Here is a 15,345-nt window from a genome sequence, read left to right as displayed (position 1 = left end):
ACTAGGCGGCAAGAGAGTTTTTGGGCTTGCCGGATGAGCGGAACGCCTGTTCCGCGAATGTTAAAATTTGAACTTTCTCGGAGGAGCTGTGGAGGGCTGTCCGTTGTCGTTTGTGAGCTGGAAACTGGCGTTCTTTCTGGCGGTGGTGCTTTGCGTGTGCTCATTGTCGGAGGCGGCGGCTCAGCCTCAGATGGTCTTCGCGAATGGAACGCGCGGGTACTCCTGTTTTCGGATACCTGCGATCGTACGGACGCCTCGTGGAACGCTGCTGGCTTTTGCTGAGGCTCGGAAGTACGGCTGCGGCGATTTCGGCGATGTCCGGCTGGTGATGCGCAGGAGCCGCAACGGCGGAAAAACCTGGGGGTCAATCGAGACCGTTGCCGAGTTTGGGACACTGAAGGCGGGCAATGCCGCGCCGGTTGTCGATACGATGGACTCTCGCTACCCGCAGGGCAGAATCTTTCTTGTTTACACGACAGAAAATGCTTCGGAGTCGAAGGTGATGCAGGGTAAGGGCGCGCGGCGGGTGTGGTATCGCACGAGTGTGGATGATGGCACAACGTGGGCCGCGCCGGTCGAGATAACCACGAGTGTCAAGTTGACCGTGTGGCGGGCGTACGCGACAGGGCCAGGACATGCGCTGGAGCTGACCGAGGGACCGCATGCTGGGCGTATCGTGGTCGCTGCGTATCACTCGGAGGGTGAGCCTCAGCCGGAAGGGCAGAGTTATGCGGCCAATGCGTTCTTCAGCGACAACCATGGGGCGACCTGGCACGCGGGAGCCGCGGTGAATGTGCCAGGTAGCAATGAGAGCACGACTGCCGAGTGGCCGGATGGGACTGTGGTGATGAACAGCCGCGACCAGAGCGGAAGATCACGTGCGCGTATCGTTTCGATCAGCAAGGATGGCGCACAGAGTTGGGAGACGACCTTTGTTGCCCATGATCTGACCGATCCTGTGTGCGAAGGCAGCGTGATTGACTACTCGCCTGCAAAGGGCGAGCGCGCGCTGCTGTTTAGCAACGCGGGAGATCGCGAGCACAGATGGGATCTGACCCTTAGCGTGAGTAAGGACGGAGGGAGAACCTGGCCTAAGCATACGGTTCTCTATGCCGGGCCGAGTGCATATTCAGACATTGTTCTGATGCCGAAAAGGCGACTGGGCATTTTGTGGGAGTTGGGCAATGAAGGCGGCATTGCTTTCATGGTGCGAAAGATAGCGCCGCTTCTCTGATACGGTTGAGCGATGAGTGATTTTGTAAAGACAGAAGATGCGCCAATGTTTGCGCCTGAGGAAGGAATGAGACGGCAGGTGCTGGCGCATAATAACCAACTGATGCTGGTGCGCCATTATTTCGAGAAGGGGTGGGTAGGAACGCGGCACAGTCATCCGCATACGCAGTTAGTGTACGTAGTGAGCGGGGCGATTCGGGCGGAGATGGATGGCCGTGTGATTGAAGCGCGTGCGGGGGACAGCTTTGTTGTGGACGGAGGTGTCGAGCACCAGGCCTCCGCTATCGAGGTAAGCGAGGTGCTCGATGTGTTTACGCCAGCGCGTGAGGACTACCGAGAGCTAGTGAATAAAACAAGCCCCGCATTTTAGATTTTGGGTCGGGGCGTTGCTGCGGCGGATTCGATAGTGACGTTGCTGCTTTCGAGGTTGGATGAAGATGCCTGGATTGTGATGGGGCCGGCGGTCTTTGAGGCTTGCACGATGCACATGCAGAGGCCATTGAAGGCGCTGCGCGCGGTGGCGTGGTCGGCTTCGTAACTGCTGGGGTCGCCGTTGCCTACGCCGATGATTTTGCCTTCGCCGGTGAGGGTGAAGGTGACTTTGTTGTCGGCGAGCGGGACTATGCGGCCCTGAGCATCGGTGATGGTGACGTTGATGACGGAGACGTCTTCGCCGTCTGCGCTGATCTTCGTGCGGTCGGGCTGGAGTTGGATTTTTGCGGCGGGGCCGGTGGTCTCGCGTTTTTCGACGAGTGTGACTTTGCCGTTCGAGGAGGCGCGGGCTTCGATGGTACCGGGTGCGTAGTTCACCTTCCAGACGAGGTGTCCGTTTTTTTCGACGGTTTGTGAGCCGAGGCTTTTGCCGTTGAGGAAGAGTTCGACGCTTTGCTGATTGGAGTAGCACCAGACTTCGATAAGTTGGCCTTCTTTGCCGGACCAGTTCCAGTGCGGGAAGAGATGGAGCGCGGGTTCGGTGCGCCACCAGGTGTGGTAGTAGAAGTAGTTGTCCTTGGGGAAGCCGCAGGTGTCCATGAGGCCGAAGTGCGAGCTGATGCAGGGCAGGTGGTAGGGCGTGGGTTCGCCGCGATAGTCGAAGCCGGTCCAGACGAAGCCACCTGAGAGCCACTCGCGCTGGTCGTAGAACTTCCACCAGTCTTCGGCGGTCTCGGCCCAGCGGGGTTTTTCTGTGTCGTAGGCGGCGACGTAGCCTCGTTTGGGATCGTTGGCGTAGATGCCGCGCGTGGAGACAGTGCTGGCGGTCTCGGAGCCTACGGTTGGCTGATCCGGGAAGCTCTTGTGGAACGCGTCGATGTCAGGGAGGTTGTAGTTGAAGCCCTGCACATCGACGACGCCGGAGATGCCTTTGCCCCAGGAGTGGTTCATAGCGGCGGTGACGGGGCGGGTTGTGTCGAGGCGGTTGAGAGCTTCCATCATGGAGCGGCCCATGCGTGCGCCGCGCTCGGTGCCCTGCTGCGGCTCCTCGTTGGCGATGGACCAGAGAATGATGCTGGGGTGGTTGCGGTCGCGCTTGACCATGCTTTCGAGTTCTTCGAGGGCTTGCGGGCTGGAGGAGAACTCGCGCGTCTCGTCCATGACCAACATGCCGAGGCGGTCGCAGGCGTCGAGCAGCTCGGGTGTTGGTGCGTTGTGGGAGGTGCGGTAGGCGTTGGCGCCCATTCCTTTCAGGAGCTCGACGCGGTAGTACTGGAGGCGGTCGGGAAGGGCGGCGCCGACGCCGGCATGGTCTTGATGGTTGCAGGTACCCTTGATTTTGACGGGCTTGTCGTTCATGAAGAAGCCCTCGTCCTTATCAAAGCGCGTGGTGCGGATGCCGAAGGTGGTTGAGTCCTGGTCGACCGGTTTGCCGTTGAGCAGGACAGTGGCGACGAGACGGTAGAGGTGCGGGGTCTCGATCGACCAGAGCTCGGGGTGGGTGACGGTGGCCTGCATCTCGACGATGCTGTTTGCCGCTGCGGCGATGGTGGCTGATTTGGAGCGCACGGTGGCGACGATTTCGCCGTTGGGGTCGAGGATGGAGGCGTGAACAGTGCAGTCGGCGGGCTGCCCGGTTGCGTTTTCGATCTCAGAGGTGATCCGCAGAGACGCGGGGCCGGTGATGCCGGAGCGTAAGCTCGATTGGACGTAGTTGCCCCAGGAGGCGATGTGGACTGGCGCGGTTTTGGTGAGCCAGACGTGGCGATAGATGCCTGCGCCTTCGTAAAACCAGCCTTCGCTGAGGGTCGCGTCGACGCGGAGGCAGAGGACGTTGTCGCCGCCGTAGTTGATGAAGTCTGTGACGTCGTACTCGTAAGGAGCGTAGCCGCTGGGGTCCTGGCCGAGGTACTGGCCGTTGATGAAGACCTGGGCGTTGCGGCGGATGCCGTCGAAGCGGATGCGGATGCGTTTGCCGAGGTCGGAGGCGGGGATGGCGAAGGGCTTGCGATACCAGCCGATGCTGGTTTCGGGGTAGGCGCGGCCGAGTGGTTTGCCGCCGGTCCAGACCAGGGTGTTGTCGAGTACGAAAGGGAGATCGACGGCCCAGTCGTGGGGCAGATTGATCTGTGACCATGCGCTGTCGTCGAAGTGAGAGCCGGTTGCTCCGCCGGAGTCGCCGGATTTGGCGAAGGTGCCTATGATGGCGGTCTTACCGAAGTTGAAATCTTTGACGGGGTCGCAGGCGTTGCCGAGATGGAAGCGCCAGCCGAAGTCCATGAGCAGGTTTTCGCGTAGAGTGTTGTCGATGGTGGGCGGTGCGGCGGGTTGGCTGGCCTGGTGGGTTGGACTGCTGGACGGAGTGGCTTCTGCGGGGAGGGTACGGTTGCCGATGACTGCGGCAGAGGTGGCTACGGCTGCTTTGACCAGGTCACGTCTTGTCCAGCGGGGCATTCAGGTTTTTCTCCTTCGAGAGAATTATGAGGCAAGTAAAACGATTTGGCGATTTCGATTTTGCGCAATTGCTGAATTGTTTTCTATATAAAATTTGTCTTTTACCATTGACAATCATATCTTTGGCCGTTTAGAACGCTGTTGCGGGTGGAAAATCGCCTCCGCATCAAACCAGGCAAAGGACGGAGTCATTCCAGAATGGATTCATTCAAGATCAACCGCAGAAATATGTTGATGGGCACGGGAGCTTCGCTGGCTTCGCTTGCCTTGAGTGGGCGCGCGGAAGCGGCGATGAAGGCCGCAGTTGCGGCGCAGGACGAAGCAGAGGCGCAGCCGACTCCGGACCAGGTGCGGCGCATGCAATGGTGGCATGCGGCGAAGTTCGGAATGTTTATTCACTTCGGCTGCTACAGCCAGCATGCGCGGCATGAGTGGGCGATGGAGGATGAGGCGATTCCGCTGGTGGAATATCAGCAGTTCTCACAGGAGTTTCGGCCGAAGCCGGGATCGCAGCGCGCGTGGGCGAAGCTGGCCAAGGCAGCCGGCATGAAGTACATGGTGATGACGACGAAGCACCATGAAGGTTTTTGTAACTGGGACACGAAGCTGACCGACTACAACGCGGTGAAGCAGGGACCGAAGCAGGACCTGGTGCGCGAGTACGTTGAGGCGGCGCGGGCTGAGGGAATGCGGGTGGGCTTCTACTATTCGCTGATGGACTGGCACCATCCGGATGGCGCGCGGTGTGCGACGGATGAAGATGCGCGGAAGCGGTTCGTCGAGTACACGCATGGGTTGATTCGCGAGCTGTTGACGAACTACGGCAAGATCGATGTGCTGTGGTACGACGTGGCCTGGCCGCTGGATGCGCAGGGGTGGGAGTCCGAGCGGATGAACAAGATGGTGTTTGAGCTGCAGCCGGACATCATTGTGAACAACCGGAACCATTTGCCGGGAGATTTTTCGACGCCGGAGCAGAAGATTGTTGCTTCGAACGGCGGACGTGCGTGGGAGAGCTGCATGACGCTGAACGATAGCTGGGGCTTTCAGCGCGCGGATGACAACTGGAAGTCGTCGAAGACGATTATTCGCAATCTGATCTCGTGCACGAGGGATGGCGGAAACTATCTGCTGAACATTGGGCCGAGAGGGGACGGGTCGATTCCAGAGGAGTCGGTGCGTGTGCTGAGCGAGGTTGGGAAGTGGATGGAGACGAACGCCGACCCGGTGCGGAACTCTGACCTGTGCCAGCCGCGGCGGTCGACCTATGCGAGCTTTACGCGCATCGGCAATACGCTCTATATGCACGTTCACTTCTGGCCGGGCGGGGATGTGGCGATCTCTGGCTTGCAGACGAAGGTGAAGTCTGCGCGGCTGATGAAGACAGGGCAGGATGTGAAGTTTACGCAGGACCCGTACCGCGTTCACCTGGTTGGGCTGCCGATGGAGGCGCCTGATTCGCCGGTGACGACGATTGCGATTGAGTGCGAGTCGGAGCCGAAGCAGGATACGGACTTTGTGCGCAAGAACAAGCCGCGCGGTGGAGTGGGTATCGAGGCGTAACGAGTATCTTCCAGAAACCCCGCCGAGTCTGGACTCCGGCGGGGTTTATTTTTTGCGCGTTTAAGTCTTTGCAACTTGAGGCTTTTGCGATTTGTGTGAGCGCGGCTTCTTGGGTGGATTTGGAGGCTCAGGGTTGACGAGCGGGGGCAACGCTCCGAGCGCTTCAGACATTTGTTGACTTGCTTTGCTCAGCGCGGAGATGATCTCCGTCATACTGAGCGGATCTTCGATGCGCTTGACGTAGGGGATGGTGAGGCCTGCCACGGCGGTTCCCTGCGCATTCAAGACAGGGAAGGTAATGTTGACGACGCCGCTGATCTCATAGCTGGCGCGGCGCTCGTATCCACGTGCGCGGATTTTGGCGAGATGCTCGTCGAGATCGGCAGGTTTTTTGTTTTTTGTTTCCCGGCTCCACTCCTCAACGGCGCGCGCGCAGGCGTCCTCGGTCAGGTGAGCGAGGATGACATGGCCGGTTGCGGCATGCATCAGGTCTACCCTGCGACCCACCTTGACGTAGAAGCCGGTCGCTTCGGGCGAATCGACCTGCGCGAGGATAACGACGTCTCCGCCGTCGATCACGCCGAGGTGGCACGACTGGCGGATCTCGTGCGCGAGTGAATGCATGATAGGCATGGCTTCGGTGACGAGGCGTTTGGTGGGCGGATGCTCCTGCGCGAGGCGGAAGAGACGGAGTGTCAGGTGATAACGGTCCTTGTTGGCCGACTGCGCGAGATAGCCGCGCTGTTCAAGGCAGAGCAGCATGCGGAAGATTTCGGAGACGGTGCGGTTGAGTCTTCTGGCGACTTCGCTGACGGTAAGGCCGGCGGGGGTGTTGGCGAAGAGTTCCAGAATGTCGAGGCCCTTTTCGAGGGCTGGGGTGGGGTAATAGCGCTTGGTTTCAGATTTGGCCATGAACGTTCCTGTACAGAAAGCAGCTCTGAACTAACCGTATCAAAGGTAACAAATGTCACTTTCGTTGTGACTGATATTTCGCATCATGGAGGCGCAGGGTGTATCTGTACTGATTCGTTTTATTCGCTGGGCAGCTTGTAGGGGATGGCGAAGCGGCCAATCTGTATTATCTGACGATCGGAGGGCGGCCAGAGACGGAAGGACTCGACACGCGAGCCGGTAGGAAGGCGGTGCATGACAACGTCGCCGATCTCGGCGCCGGTGGCAGCCTCGTAGAACTTGATGCGCAAAGAGTCCTGGTCACGCTGCCAACCGAAGACGTAGTTTCCGGGAGCGAGTGCAAGGGAGCCGATGGTGATGGGTGCCTGCACGAGGACGTAGTGGGAGTACTTGCCGTCTGCCGAGTAGCCTGCGGTGATTAGGACGACGCCTGCGATGATTTTGCCGTGAGCGTTGATGATGCCGGAGGCAGTGCGCATCTCGGTTTCGATGCGCTCTTTCACGACAGGGGCGCGGGCGGGAAGTGCGGCGGAGAGCTCTGCGGGAGTTGCGGAGCGCCAGTTGGATTTTGCCTGCGCGCTGATGGCGGGAGGGAGCGAGAGCGGAAGGAGGAAGCAGAGCAGGAGTCGTGGCAGGAGTCGTTTCATGGGCCGTCTATATGTTGGTTTTGCTGATTTTCTTTATGTGAGATGTACGATGCCGCGTTGAAGCGCGGCGGTTGCAGCCTGTGTGCGGTCGGTGACGCCGAGCTTGCTGAGCAGGTTGTTGATGTGGGTCTTGACGGTGGCTTCGCTGATGTTGAGGTCGGAGGCTATCTCTTTATTGGCGCGGCCACGGACGATGCGTTCGAGGACTTCGAGCTCGCGGCCGGTGAGTTCCTGTCCGCTCATGCGCTCGGCGAGTTTTTCGGCGATGGCGGGGGCGATGCGGGTTTTGCCGCTGTGGACGGCCTGGATGGTGGAGCGGAGTTCTTCGACGGTCATGCCTTTGAGCAGGTAGGCTTTTGCGCCGGCCTGGAGAGCCCGGTAGATGTCCTCGTCCCCGTCGAAGGTGGTGAGTACGATGAAACGCGCGGCGGGGGACTCGGTGCGTATCTTTAGGATGGCGTCGACGCCGCCGAGTTTGGGGAGTTGCAGATCCATGAGGGTGATGTCGGGTTGGAGTGTGCGGTGCAGCTCGATAGCCTGGAGGCCGTCGGAGGCTTCGCCTGCCACTTCGAGCTCGGGCATGATCTTGAGGAGCGCGACGAGACCTTGGCGGACGACATGGTGGTCGTCGACGACCAGCAGGCGGATGGGGCTACTCATGGTGTTTTTATTCCTTTCTCGGCTGCGATGGGTGCATCGAGTGTGACTGTGCTGCCTTGCCCGGGAACGCTGCTGACGGCAAGGTTTGCGCCGATTTGCTCGGCGCGCTCGCGCATGCCTTGGAGCCCGAAGTGACCGTTAGCAGGGAGCGTGGTGTTTGTAGTGTCGAAGCCGCGACCGTTGTCGGTGATGGTTAAGGTCAGACGCTTTGAATGATAGCGCAGATCGATAGCTGCGCGGGTTGCCTGAGCGTGGCGGGTGACATTGGCTAAGGCTTCTTGTGCGATACGGAGGACTTCAGTTTCGACCCCAGGCGCGAGTGGGCGGTAGGTTCCGCCGATAGTGAGGTTGATTTGGAGCTGTGGCGTTCCAGTTTGGTCGGCGAGGCGGGTGAGGCGCGTGGGCAGGGTGTCCTGCGCGGTGATGGCGCGTAGGTCCCAGATGCTGCGGCGTGCTTCGGCGAGTCCTTCGCGGACGTAGGCGCGGGTGCGGTCGATCTGCTCGTGGGCGGCGGTAACGTGCGATTGCGCGAGGAGTTGTGCGGCGAGTTCGAGCTGGACGGAGACGCCGACGAAGCTCTGCGCGAGGGTGTCGTGGATCTCGCGGGCCATGCGGTTGCGCTCGGCGAGGACGGCGTCGAACTGGCGCTGAAGACGGCGGACGCGCAGGCGATAGAGCAGCACGATGATGGCAGCGAGCAGTGCGAGGCAGAGCAGGATGAACCAGGCACGGCGGTAGAACGCGGGGCGGACGTAGAAGCCGATCTCGGCTCCGGGTTCGTTCCAGCCTCCGCTGTTGTTGGCTGCCTGCACGCGGAAGCGGTAGTGGCGCGGAGGAAGATTGGTGTAGTAGGCGGTGCGGCGGGAGCCTGCGTCTGTCCACTGCTTGTCGAAACCTTCGAGGATATAGCGGTAGCGGACCTTGGAGGGCGCGGCGAAGCTGAGGCCGGCATAGGCGAAGGCGAAGCGAGTGTGGCCGGGCGGGATGTCGATCTCTGTTGATGAAGAGGCGATCGTGGCGTCGTCTACGATGAAGCTTTCGATGACGACGGGAGGCGGGATGCGGTCTTCAGAGAGATGGTTGGGGTCGGTGATGGCGACGCCTTTGCGTGTGGCGAACCAGAGGAGGCCAGCGGTATCTTTCCATGCGGCGGGGTGGCCGATGGAGGAGGCTTCTTCGGTGGGCATGCCATCGGCGCGGCCGTAGGGCTCTGGATGCGGGTTGCAGCTTGTGGACGTGCCGCAGGCGATGAGGGTGTCGCGCGGGACCCGGGTGATGCCGTGGGTCGAGCTTAGCCAGAGATTGCCTGCGTTGTCTTCGAGGATGGAATCGATGGAGCGGGGGAGATCGGCGCGCTGCATGGAGATGAAGCCATTGGGAGTGGAACGGCTGAGGCCGCTGCCCTTAGTCCCTATCCAGAGCGTGCCAGCGGAGTCTTCGAGCAGCGAGGTGATGATGTTGCCGGAGAGGCCGTCGTTTGTGGTGTAGGTCGTGATCCTGCCGTCGCGCAGGCGGGAGATGCCGTCGAGTGTGCCGATCCACAGAGCTTGCGGGTCTTGTGCATTGCGTACAAGTGAGCCGATGAGATTGCTTTTGAGTCCGGTGGCTTCGGTGTAGATGGTGAAGGCGTTGTTCTTCCAGTGGGCGAGGCCGCGGCGGGTGCCGATCCAGAGTGAGCCGTCGCTGTCGACGAGGAGGGAGCGGATGAGGTCGTCGGGCAGGCCGTCGGCTGCGGTGTAGGAGTCAATCTTGCGGCCTTCGATGTGGTTGAGGCCGTCGGGCGTGCCGACCCACATACTGCCGTTGCTGCCGGGAGCGAGGGCGAGGATGATGTCGCTGAGCAGGCCGTTGCTGGCGGAGTAGTGCTGAGTCTTGCCGCTCTGCCAGCGGTCGAGGCCGTCTCCGTTGGTGCCTGCCCACATTGCACCGTCGGTGGACTGTGCTACGGCGGTGATGACGTGCTCGGAGAGCGCGGGGAGTGTGTGGAAGTTCTGGCGGCGAAGGATGTGCAGGCCGGCGGTTTCGGTGCCGACCCAGATGTCGCCTTCACTGTCTTCAAAGAGCGAGAGGATGCTGTTGGCGCCGAGCGCGGGTTCGATCTCGGCTGGTCCTCCGTTCTTCGACACTACGAACAGGCCGCTGCTGGTACCGATCCAGAGATCGCCGCGTGCGTCTTCGAGGAAAGACTGGAGCCTCGTGTTCGGAAGATCGCGACTGGTTTGAAGCGTACGAGGGTGACCGCTGCGGAGAAGAGTGACGCTGCTGCGAGTCATGATCCACGGTGCATTGCCATGGAGTGAGCCGATGCTTTGGATTGGATTGGCGAAAGGTTCTGTGCCTGATGAGATCTGCTTGAGTGAGCCGTCGCTGTATTCGAAGAGCTGGGTGGCGGTAGCGATCCAGAGAGCGCCGTTGCTGGCCTGGGCTATGGCTGTAGGGCTGATGTTGGATGGAAGTGGAAGCGGAGTGAATTTGTCGCCGTTCTCGACGAGGATGCCGCTGTCGGTGAGGATGTACAGGTTGGCGTTGTCTGCAGCGAGGGCTTCGATCGTGATCTGGCCGTCGCCGAGAGTGAAGTGACGGAATGCTCCGTTCGCGTATTGGACGAGGCCGTCTGCGGTGCCGACCCAGAGCGCGCCTTTTGCGTCCTGGGTGATGCAGCAGGTGTCGTTGGTGGTGAAGGCGGGGTTGTCTTCCTGGCTGAAGGCCTGGAAACCGGATCCGTTGAAGCGTGCTATGCCGCCCTCGGTTGCGGTCCAGATGTAGCCGTCGCGGGACTGAAATATCTGGTGGATGCTGTTTTGCGGGAGACCGTTTTCGGTGGACCACTCCTGGTGGCCGAGATTGTCGAAGCTTTGCGCGGACGAGTGCGCGAGGGGCAACGCGGCACATGCGAAGCAGACGAGCACAATGGCTCGGAGCCTGTCGAAGTGGGCGCGCCGGTGCATGTACTTGAGGGTAATTCAGGCTGCTGCGGTAGATGGTGGAAGATTTGCTTGAAGAAGATACATCACAATGCGATGCATATTGAATCACAATGCGATATAATTTGGGTATGAGACTGCGATCGGCAGTCGAGCAGGTCCCTCCCCGAACGGCCTCTGCTCTCGACGAAGATACAATCCGAAATCTGGCGTGGTTCCGCTACAACTTGCGAAAGTTTTTGCGCTTCAGCGAGAAGGCGGCGCGGCAGTGCGGCGTGACTCCGCAACAGCACCAGTTGATGCTGGGCGTTGCCGGGTATACGGGGCGCGGCTGGGCGACGGTCTCAGAGCTTGCTGAGTTTTTGCAGGAGCGGCACAACTCGGTTGTGGGCCTGGTAGACCGTGCGGCGCAGTGCGGTCTGGTTCGCAAGGAACACGATACGAGCGACCGCAGGTTTGTGTTCGTGCACTTGACGCGGCATGGCGAGCAGATGCTGGCAAAGCTTACGGAGATGCATAGCGAAGAGGTCGGCCATGCGCGGGAGACGTTGTTGAAGCCGCCAAAGGTTCCTCCGCAGACGCTTGCGTTCAAGAAGAGATCGTCGGGCGCGGAATAGGTATTCGAGCAGCACAGAGATTGAGCTGGAATTTCAAAGGATGGCAGTTTAGATGCAGACGATGGTTGAGAATCCGAAAAAGAGAAGCTGGGTGCTGAGACACCCGATGCTCCGCAAATATCTACCGCTGGTTCATGAGGACCTGACGGCGACCTATTCGCGCGACCTGCACAAGTGGTTGATTGTTGCGCCGATTATTGGCATCGTCACGGGCCTGTTCATTACGGGCCTGACGGTCGTGATCCTGGGCAAGATGTGGCCTGTGGTGCTGAGCTATTATCTGGGCCACCATTGGGCGATTGTGCCGAGCTTGACCGCCGGCTTCGCTCTGACGGGCCTCATTATGCAGTTTCTGACGCCTGATCCGGATACGCACTCGACCGAGGAGATTATCAGCTCGTACCACGAGCACAACGGCGACATTAACATGCGGCCGTTCTTTGCGAAGATTCTTGCGGCCATGACAACTGTGGGATTCGGCGGCAGCGCGGCGCTCGAAGGGCCAAGTATCTATGGCGGTGGCGCGATTGGTTCGTGGCTGTGGGCGAAGCTGAAACGGCTGCGTCTGGATGCGCGCGACCGGCGGATTATGCTGATCTGCGGCGCGGCTGCGGGTATGTCGGCGGTGTTCCGCGCGCCGCTGACCGGTATCGTGTTCGCGCTGGAGATGCCGTATAAGGACGACCTGGCGCATGAAGCGCTGGTGCCTTCGCTGATCGCGTCGGTGATCTCGTACATGACGCTGAGCTCGTTTGTCGGCGGACAGCCGCTGTTCGACTTTGCGTCGAACGTGACGTTCACGCGCCGCGACCTGGTATGGTGTGCGCTGCTTGGCCTGGTCGTTGGGCTTGTGGCGATGGCGTTCGTCATTACCTTCCGCCGCGCGCGGGTCTTCTGGGTGAAGTGGTCATGGCCCCATTGGATCAAGCTGATGGTTGGCGGCTTCCTGACTGGTGTCTGCGGTATTTCCTTTCTCGCGATCTTCCACGGGTCGCTCGTTCCTCTTGGCCCCAATTATGAGGCTGTGGGTTACATTCTGACCAAACACTACAGCTCGTTTGAGCTGGTGATGTTCAGCGTTCTGAAGCTGGCTGCAACTACGTTTTCACTGGCTGCCGGCGGTGTGAGCGCGATGTTCGTTCCGCTGTTCCTGTCGGGCGGGAGCCTGGGCGTGGCTTTTGCTCAGTCGGTGGTGCATAGCCCGGCAATTGAGCTCTATGCGGCCGTGGGTATGGCTGCGTTTATCGCTGCCGGTTACAAGACGCCGCTTGCGGCCGTCGTCTTCGTTGCCGAGGCGACGGGTGGTCACTCCTTCATTATTCCCGCGCTGATTGGCGCAGCGGTGGCGTATGCGGTTTCAGGTGATGCGTCAGCTTCGGGCGACCAGCGGCTCCATGAGGGCGTGCGTGTGCATGAGCTGAGCAACATTATGGTTGCCGAGGTGATGCAGCAGAATGTGATCTCGGTACAGGCTTCGCTGAGCCTGCACGGGTTTACCGATGTCCTCTCGACACATTATCGGCATGCGACCTATCCGGTGTTCGATGGCGAGGAGCTTGTCGGGATCGCGGCGGTGTGGTCATTGGCCAAGATTCCACGCAGCAAGTGGGACGCGATGTACGTGCGTGACATTGTGGACCGTCATGTGACGAGGGTGCCTGCAAATTGCGATGTGATGGAGGCGCTACGACTGTTGCTGAGCGAGTACCGCCAGCACATGTTGCTGGTGGTATCGCACACGGGGCGACTCGAGGGCATTGTGACGAAGAGCGATATTTTGAAGGCGCTTAGAACGCAGAAGCATACGGCGGCAAACTACAGCTATGACGAGAATGCCACCCACTATGGTCTGGAGGGATAGGGACTAAGTAGGTTCGGCATGATTTCGAGGGCGTCGGCGCAGTCGAAGTTCGGCTACGCTTCAGCTTGCACGAATGGATGTCTTATTGATTGACCGGAATGGATGGAAATTAGACAGGAGTAGCGAAGCGAACCAATAAAGACCGCCGGAGGTGATCGATGGCTGATTTTCCTTTCACGCAAGCCCCGAATGGCGCTGAGGTGAAGCTGCGGAAGAAGAGCCAGTTTGGTGTGGCGCTTGAGCCGGAGGTGGTCAAGATATGCGGCTACGCTGTGCTGGTGGGCTTCATCGGCGGCCTGGTTGCGCAGGGACTTCTGGAACTCATCTATTTGTTCACTAATATCTTTTTTTACGGCAGGTTTTCGTTCGCCATCACGAATCCTGCGTATAACCATCTCGGTCTTTGGGTGATCCTGATTCCGCCGGTTGGCGGGCTGGTCGTGGGCATCATGGTCCATTACTGGGAACCGACGCTGAAGGGGCACGGTATTCCGGAGGCGATGGAGGCTGTTCTCTTCGGGCATAGCAGGATGCGTCTTCGCGTCGCTCTTCTGAAACCGTTGGCCACAGCATTTGCAATCGGAACAGGCGGGCCATTTGGCGCGGAGGGGCCGATCATCCAGACGGGCGCTGCGTTTGGATCGCTGTTTGGACAGGCTGTTGGCTTGACACCGTACTATCGGCGCGTATTGCTTGCGTCTGGTGCAGCTGCCGGTATGGCGGCGACGTTTACCGCTCCACTTGCCGGAATTCTGGTGGCGGTGGAGTTGCTGCTCTTTGAGTTTCGGGCGCGCTCGTTTATCCCGGTAGCGCTAGCGGCTGCAGTGGCGACTGGGGTGCGCATCCATTTTGTAGGATGGGCTCCACTGTTTCCAACGCCTGCCTTTCGGCTGACCAGCATGAATGAGCTGTGGCTGTTTGCGGTGATGGGCGTGCTGATGGGCATCATCGGCATTGCGATGATTCGTACACTGGGATGGTTGGAGGATTTCTTCGATCATCTGCCGATTAAGCGTGCGCTCATCTGGTCGCCTGCGATTGGGGCGTTGTTTCTGGGCATCATTGGCTACTTCTATCCGCAGATATTTGGCACCGGATATGACACGATTCGCGACATGCTCAATGATCGCTTGCCGGGTAAGAAGCTGATCGGCGTTTCGATTGCGAAGTTTGTTGCGTTGGTGGTTTCGCTGGGATCGGGAACGACGGGTGGTGTGTTTGCGCCGTCGTTGATTGTTGGCGGAGGCTTCGGCGCTGCGTTTGCAATTGTCTGTAAGCATATCTTTCCGCACCTGGTTGGCGACCCGGCGTTCTATGCGCTGGCCGCGATGGCTGCGTGCTTTGGAGGAATTGCGCGCGCTCCGTTTACCAGCATCGTCTTCCTGTTTGAGCTGAGTCACAATCCGAATGCGCTGATGCCGTTGATTGTTTGCGTGATGGTGGCAGATGGATTTGTACGGTTGTTCAGCCGCGATTCGATTATGACGAGCAAGCTGGTGAAACGCGGGCTCATTATCCTTCAGGATTACTCTGTGCCTGTGCTGATGCGAGCGCGCATCGATCAGATTATGCAGAAGCAGTTCAGCGTGCTCGATGCGGATGAAGAACTGCGATCTGTACTTGGGCGCATCACGCCTGGGCATGTTGGGTTGATTCCGATTGTGGAGAAGGACGGGGCCCTGGTCGGGATTGTTGAGGCGCATGATCTGTTGAAGGTCGAGCCGCCGGACCATCACTTCAGGATGCGGGAGCTTGCGCGGCAGGACTATGTCATTGCTTATCCTGACGAGGCGGTGGACCAGGTCAATCGCGATATGCTGCTCAAGAACAACGAGAACATTGTTGTTGTGGAGTCGCATGGGTCGCGCAAGCCGATTGGCATCGCGCGCGCCAACGACCTGCTGCAACTGCGGCGCTGGCTGGTGCAGGAGGAGACACGCGAGGTAACCACAAATCAGGCTGCAAATGGAAATGGGGCAGGGAAGTAGCACTCCCGTGCCCCATAGTATTGTTCCCAGAGATGAGCCAGAAGCACCCAGGCT

At 59.7% G+C, this 15,345-nt stretch carries 11 protein-coding genes; 6 read left to right on the top strand and 5 right to left on the bottom strand.

Annotated features, from left to right (window positions below):
* The first annotated feature begins 112 nt into the window (after positions 1 to 112).
* Positions 113 to 1,234, top strand: coding sequence for a sialidase family protein (locus IEX36_RS07755; RefSeq protein WP_229668970.1), 1,122 nt, complete (start codon positions 113 to 115; stop codon positions 1,232 to 1,234).
* Between the two features lie 12 nt (positions 1,235 to 1,246).
* Positions 1,247 to 1,603: a cupin domain-containing protein gene (locus IEX36_RS07750; RefSeq protein ID WP_188758722.1), complete on the top strand. Its 357-nt coding sequence runs from the start codon at positions 1,247 to 1,249 to the stop codon at positions 1,601 to 1,603.
* On the opposite strand, the gene galA is transcribed toward IEX36_RS07750, so the two are convergent.
* Positions 1,600 to 4,119: a beta-galactosidase GalA gene (gene galA, locus IEX36_RS07745; RefSeq protein WP_188758721.1), complete on the bottom strand. Its 2,520-nt coding sequence runs from the start codon at positions 4,117 to 4,119 to the stop codon at positions 1,600 to 1,602. The genes IEX36_RS07750 and galA overlap by 4 nt on opposite strands.
* A 198-nt stretch (positions 4,120 to 4,317) precedes the next feature.
* Between galA and IEX36_RS07740 the strand changes: the two genes are divergently transcribed.
* A complete protein-coding gene (locus IEX36_RS07740; protein WP_229668788.1) occupies positions 4,318 to 5,682 on the top strand; it encodes an alpha-L-fucosidase in 1,365 nt (454 codons plus the stop codon).
* Between the two features lie 60 nt (positions 5,683 to 5,742).
* On the opposite strand, the gene IEX36_RS07735 is transcribed toward IEX36_RS07740, so the two are convergent.
* The 4 genes from IEX36_RS07735 to IEX36_RS07720 form a co-directional block, all read right to left on the bottom strand.
* The gene (locus IEX36_RS07735) at positions 5,743 to 6,594 is read right to left on the bottom strand and encodes an IclR family transcriptional regulator (RefSeq protein ID WP_188758720.1); all 852 of its coding nucleotides are present in this window, start codon (positions 6,592 to 6,594) and stop codon (positions 5,743 to 5,745) included.
* A gap of 119 nt (positions 6,595 to 6,713) precedes the next feature.
* Entirely contained in the window at positions 6,714 to 7,241 is a 528-nt protein-coding gene (locus tag IEX36_RS07730) for a hypothetical protein (protein WP_188758718.1), read from the bottom strand.
* Between the two features lie 33 nt (positions 7,242 to 7,274).
* Positions 7,275 to 7,901, bottom strand: a complete 627-nt coding sequence (locus IEX36_RS07725; protein WP_188758716.1) for a response regulator — start codon at positions 7,899 to 7,901, stop codon at positions 7,275 to 7,277.
* A complete protein-coding gene (locus tag IEX36_RS07720) occupies positions 7,898 to 10,849 on the bottom strand; it encodes a sensor histidine kinase (protein ID WP_188758715.1) in 2,952 nt (983 codons plus the stop codon). Before IEX36_RS07720 ends, IEX36_RS07725 begins: the two co-directional genes overlap by 4 nt.
* 107 nt (positions 10,850 to 10,956) lie before the next feature.
* Here IEX36_RS07720 and IEX36_RS07715 point away from each other — a divergent pair, with 107 nt between their 5' ends.
* The 3 genes from IEX36_RS07715 to IEX36_RS07705 all read left to right on the top strand — a co-directional run bounded on the left by IEX36_RS07715 (position 10,957) and on the right by IEX36_RS07705 (position 15,291).
* On the top strand, positions 10,957 to 11,442 hold the full coding sequence (locus IEX36_RS07715) for a MarR family winged helix-turn-helix transcriptional regulator (RefSeq protein ID WP_188758713.1): 486 nt from the start codon (positions 10,957 to 10,959) through the stop codon (positions 11,440 to 11,442).
* 52 nt (positions 11,443 to 11,494) lie between these two features.
* Positions 11,495 to 13,303 (top strand): chloride channel protein, encoded by a 1,809-nt coding sequence (locus tag IEX36_RS07710; RefSeq protein WP_229668787.1) that lies wholly within the window; start codon positions 11,495 to 11,497, stop codon positions 13,301 to 13,303.
* A gap of 158 nt (positions 13,304 to 13,461) precedes the next feature.
* Positions 13,462 to 15,291, top strand: a complete 1,830-nt coding sequence (locus tag IEX36_RS07705; protein ID WP_188758711.1) for a chloride channel protein — start codon at positions 13,462 to 13,464, stop codon at positions 15,289 to 15,291.
* Positions 15,292 to 15,345: the final 54 nt, after the last annotated feature.

The sequence above is a fragment of the Edaphobacter acidisoli genome (assembly GCF_014642855.1).
Classification (GTDB): Bacteria; Acidobacteriota; Terriglobia; order Terriglobales; family Acidobacteriaceae; genus Edaphobacter; species Edaphobacter acidisoli.
The sequence above is the reverse complement of the archived record's forward strand: the minus strand, read 5'-3'. Positions and strand labels throughout refer to the sequence as shown.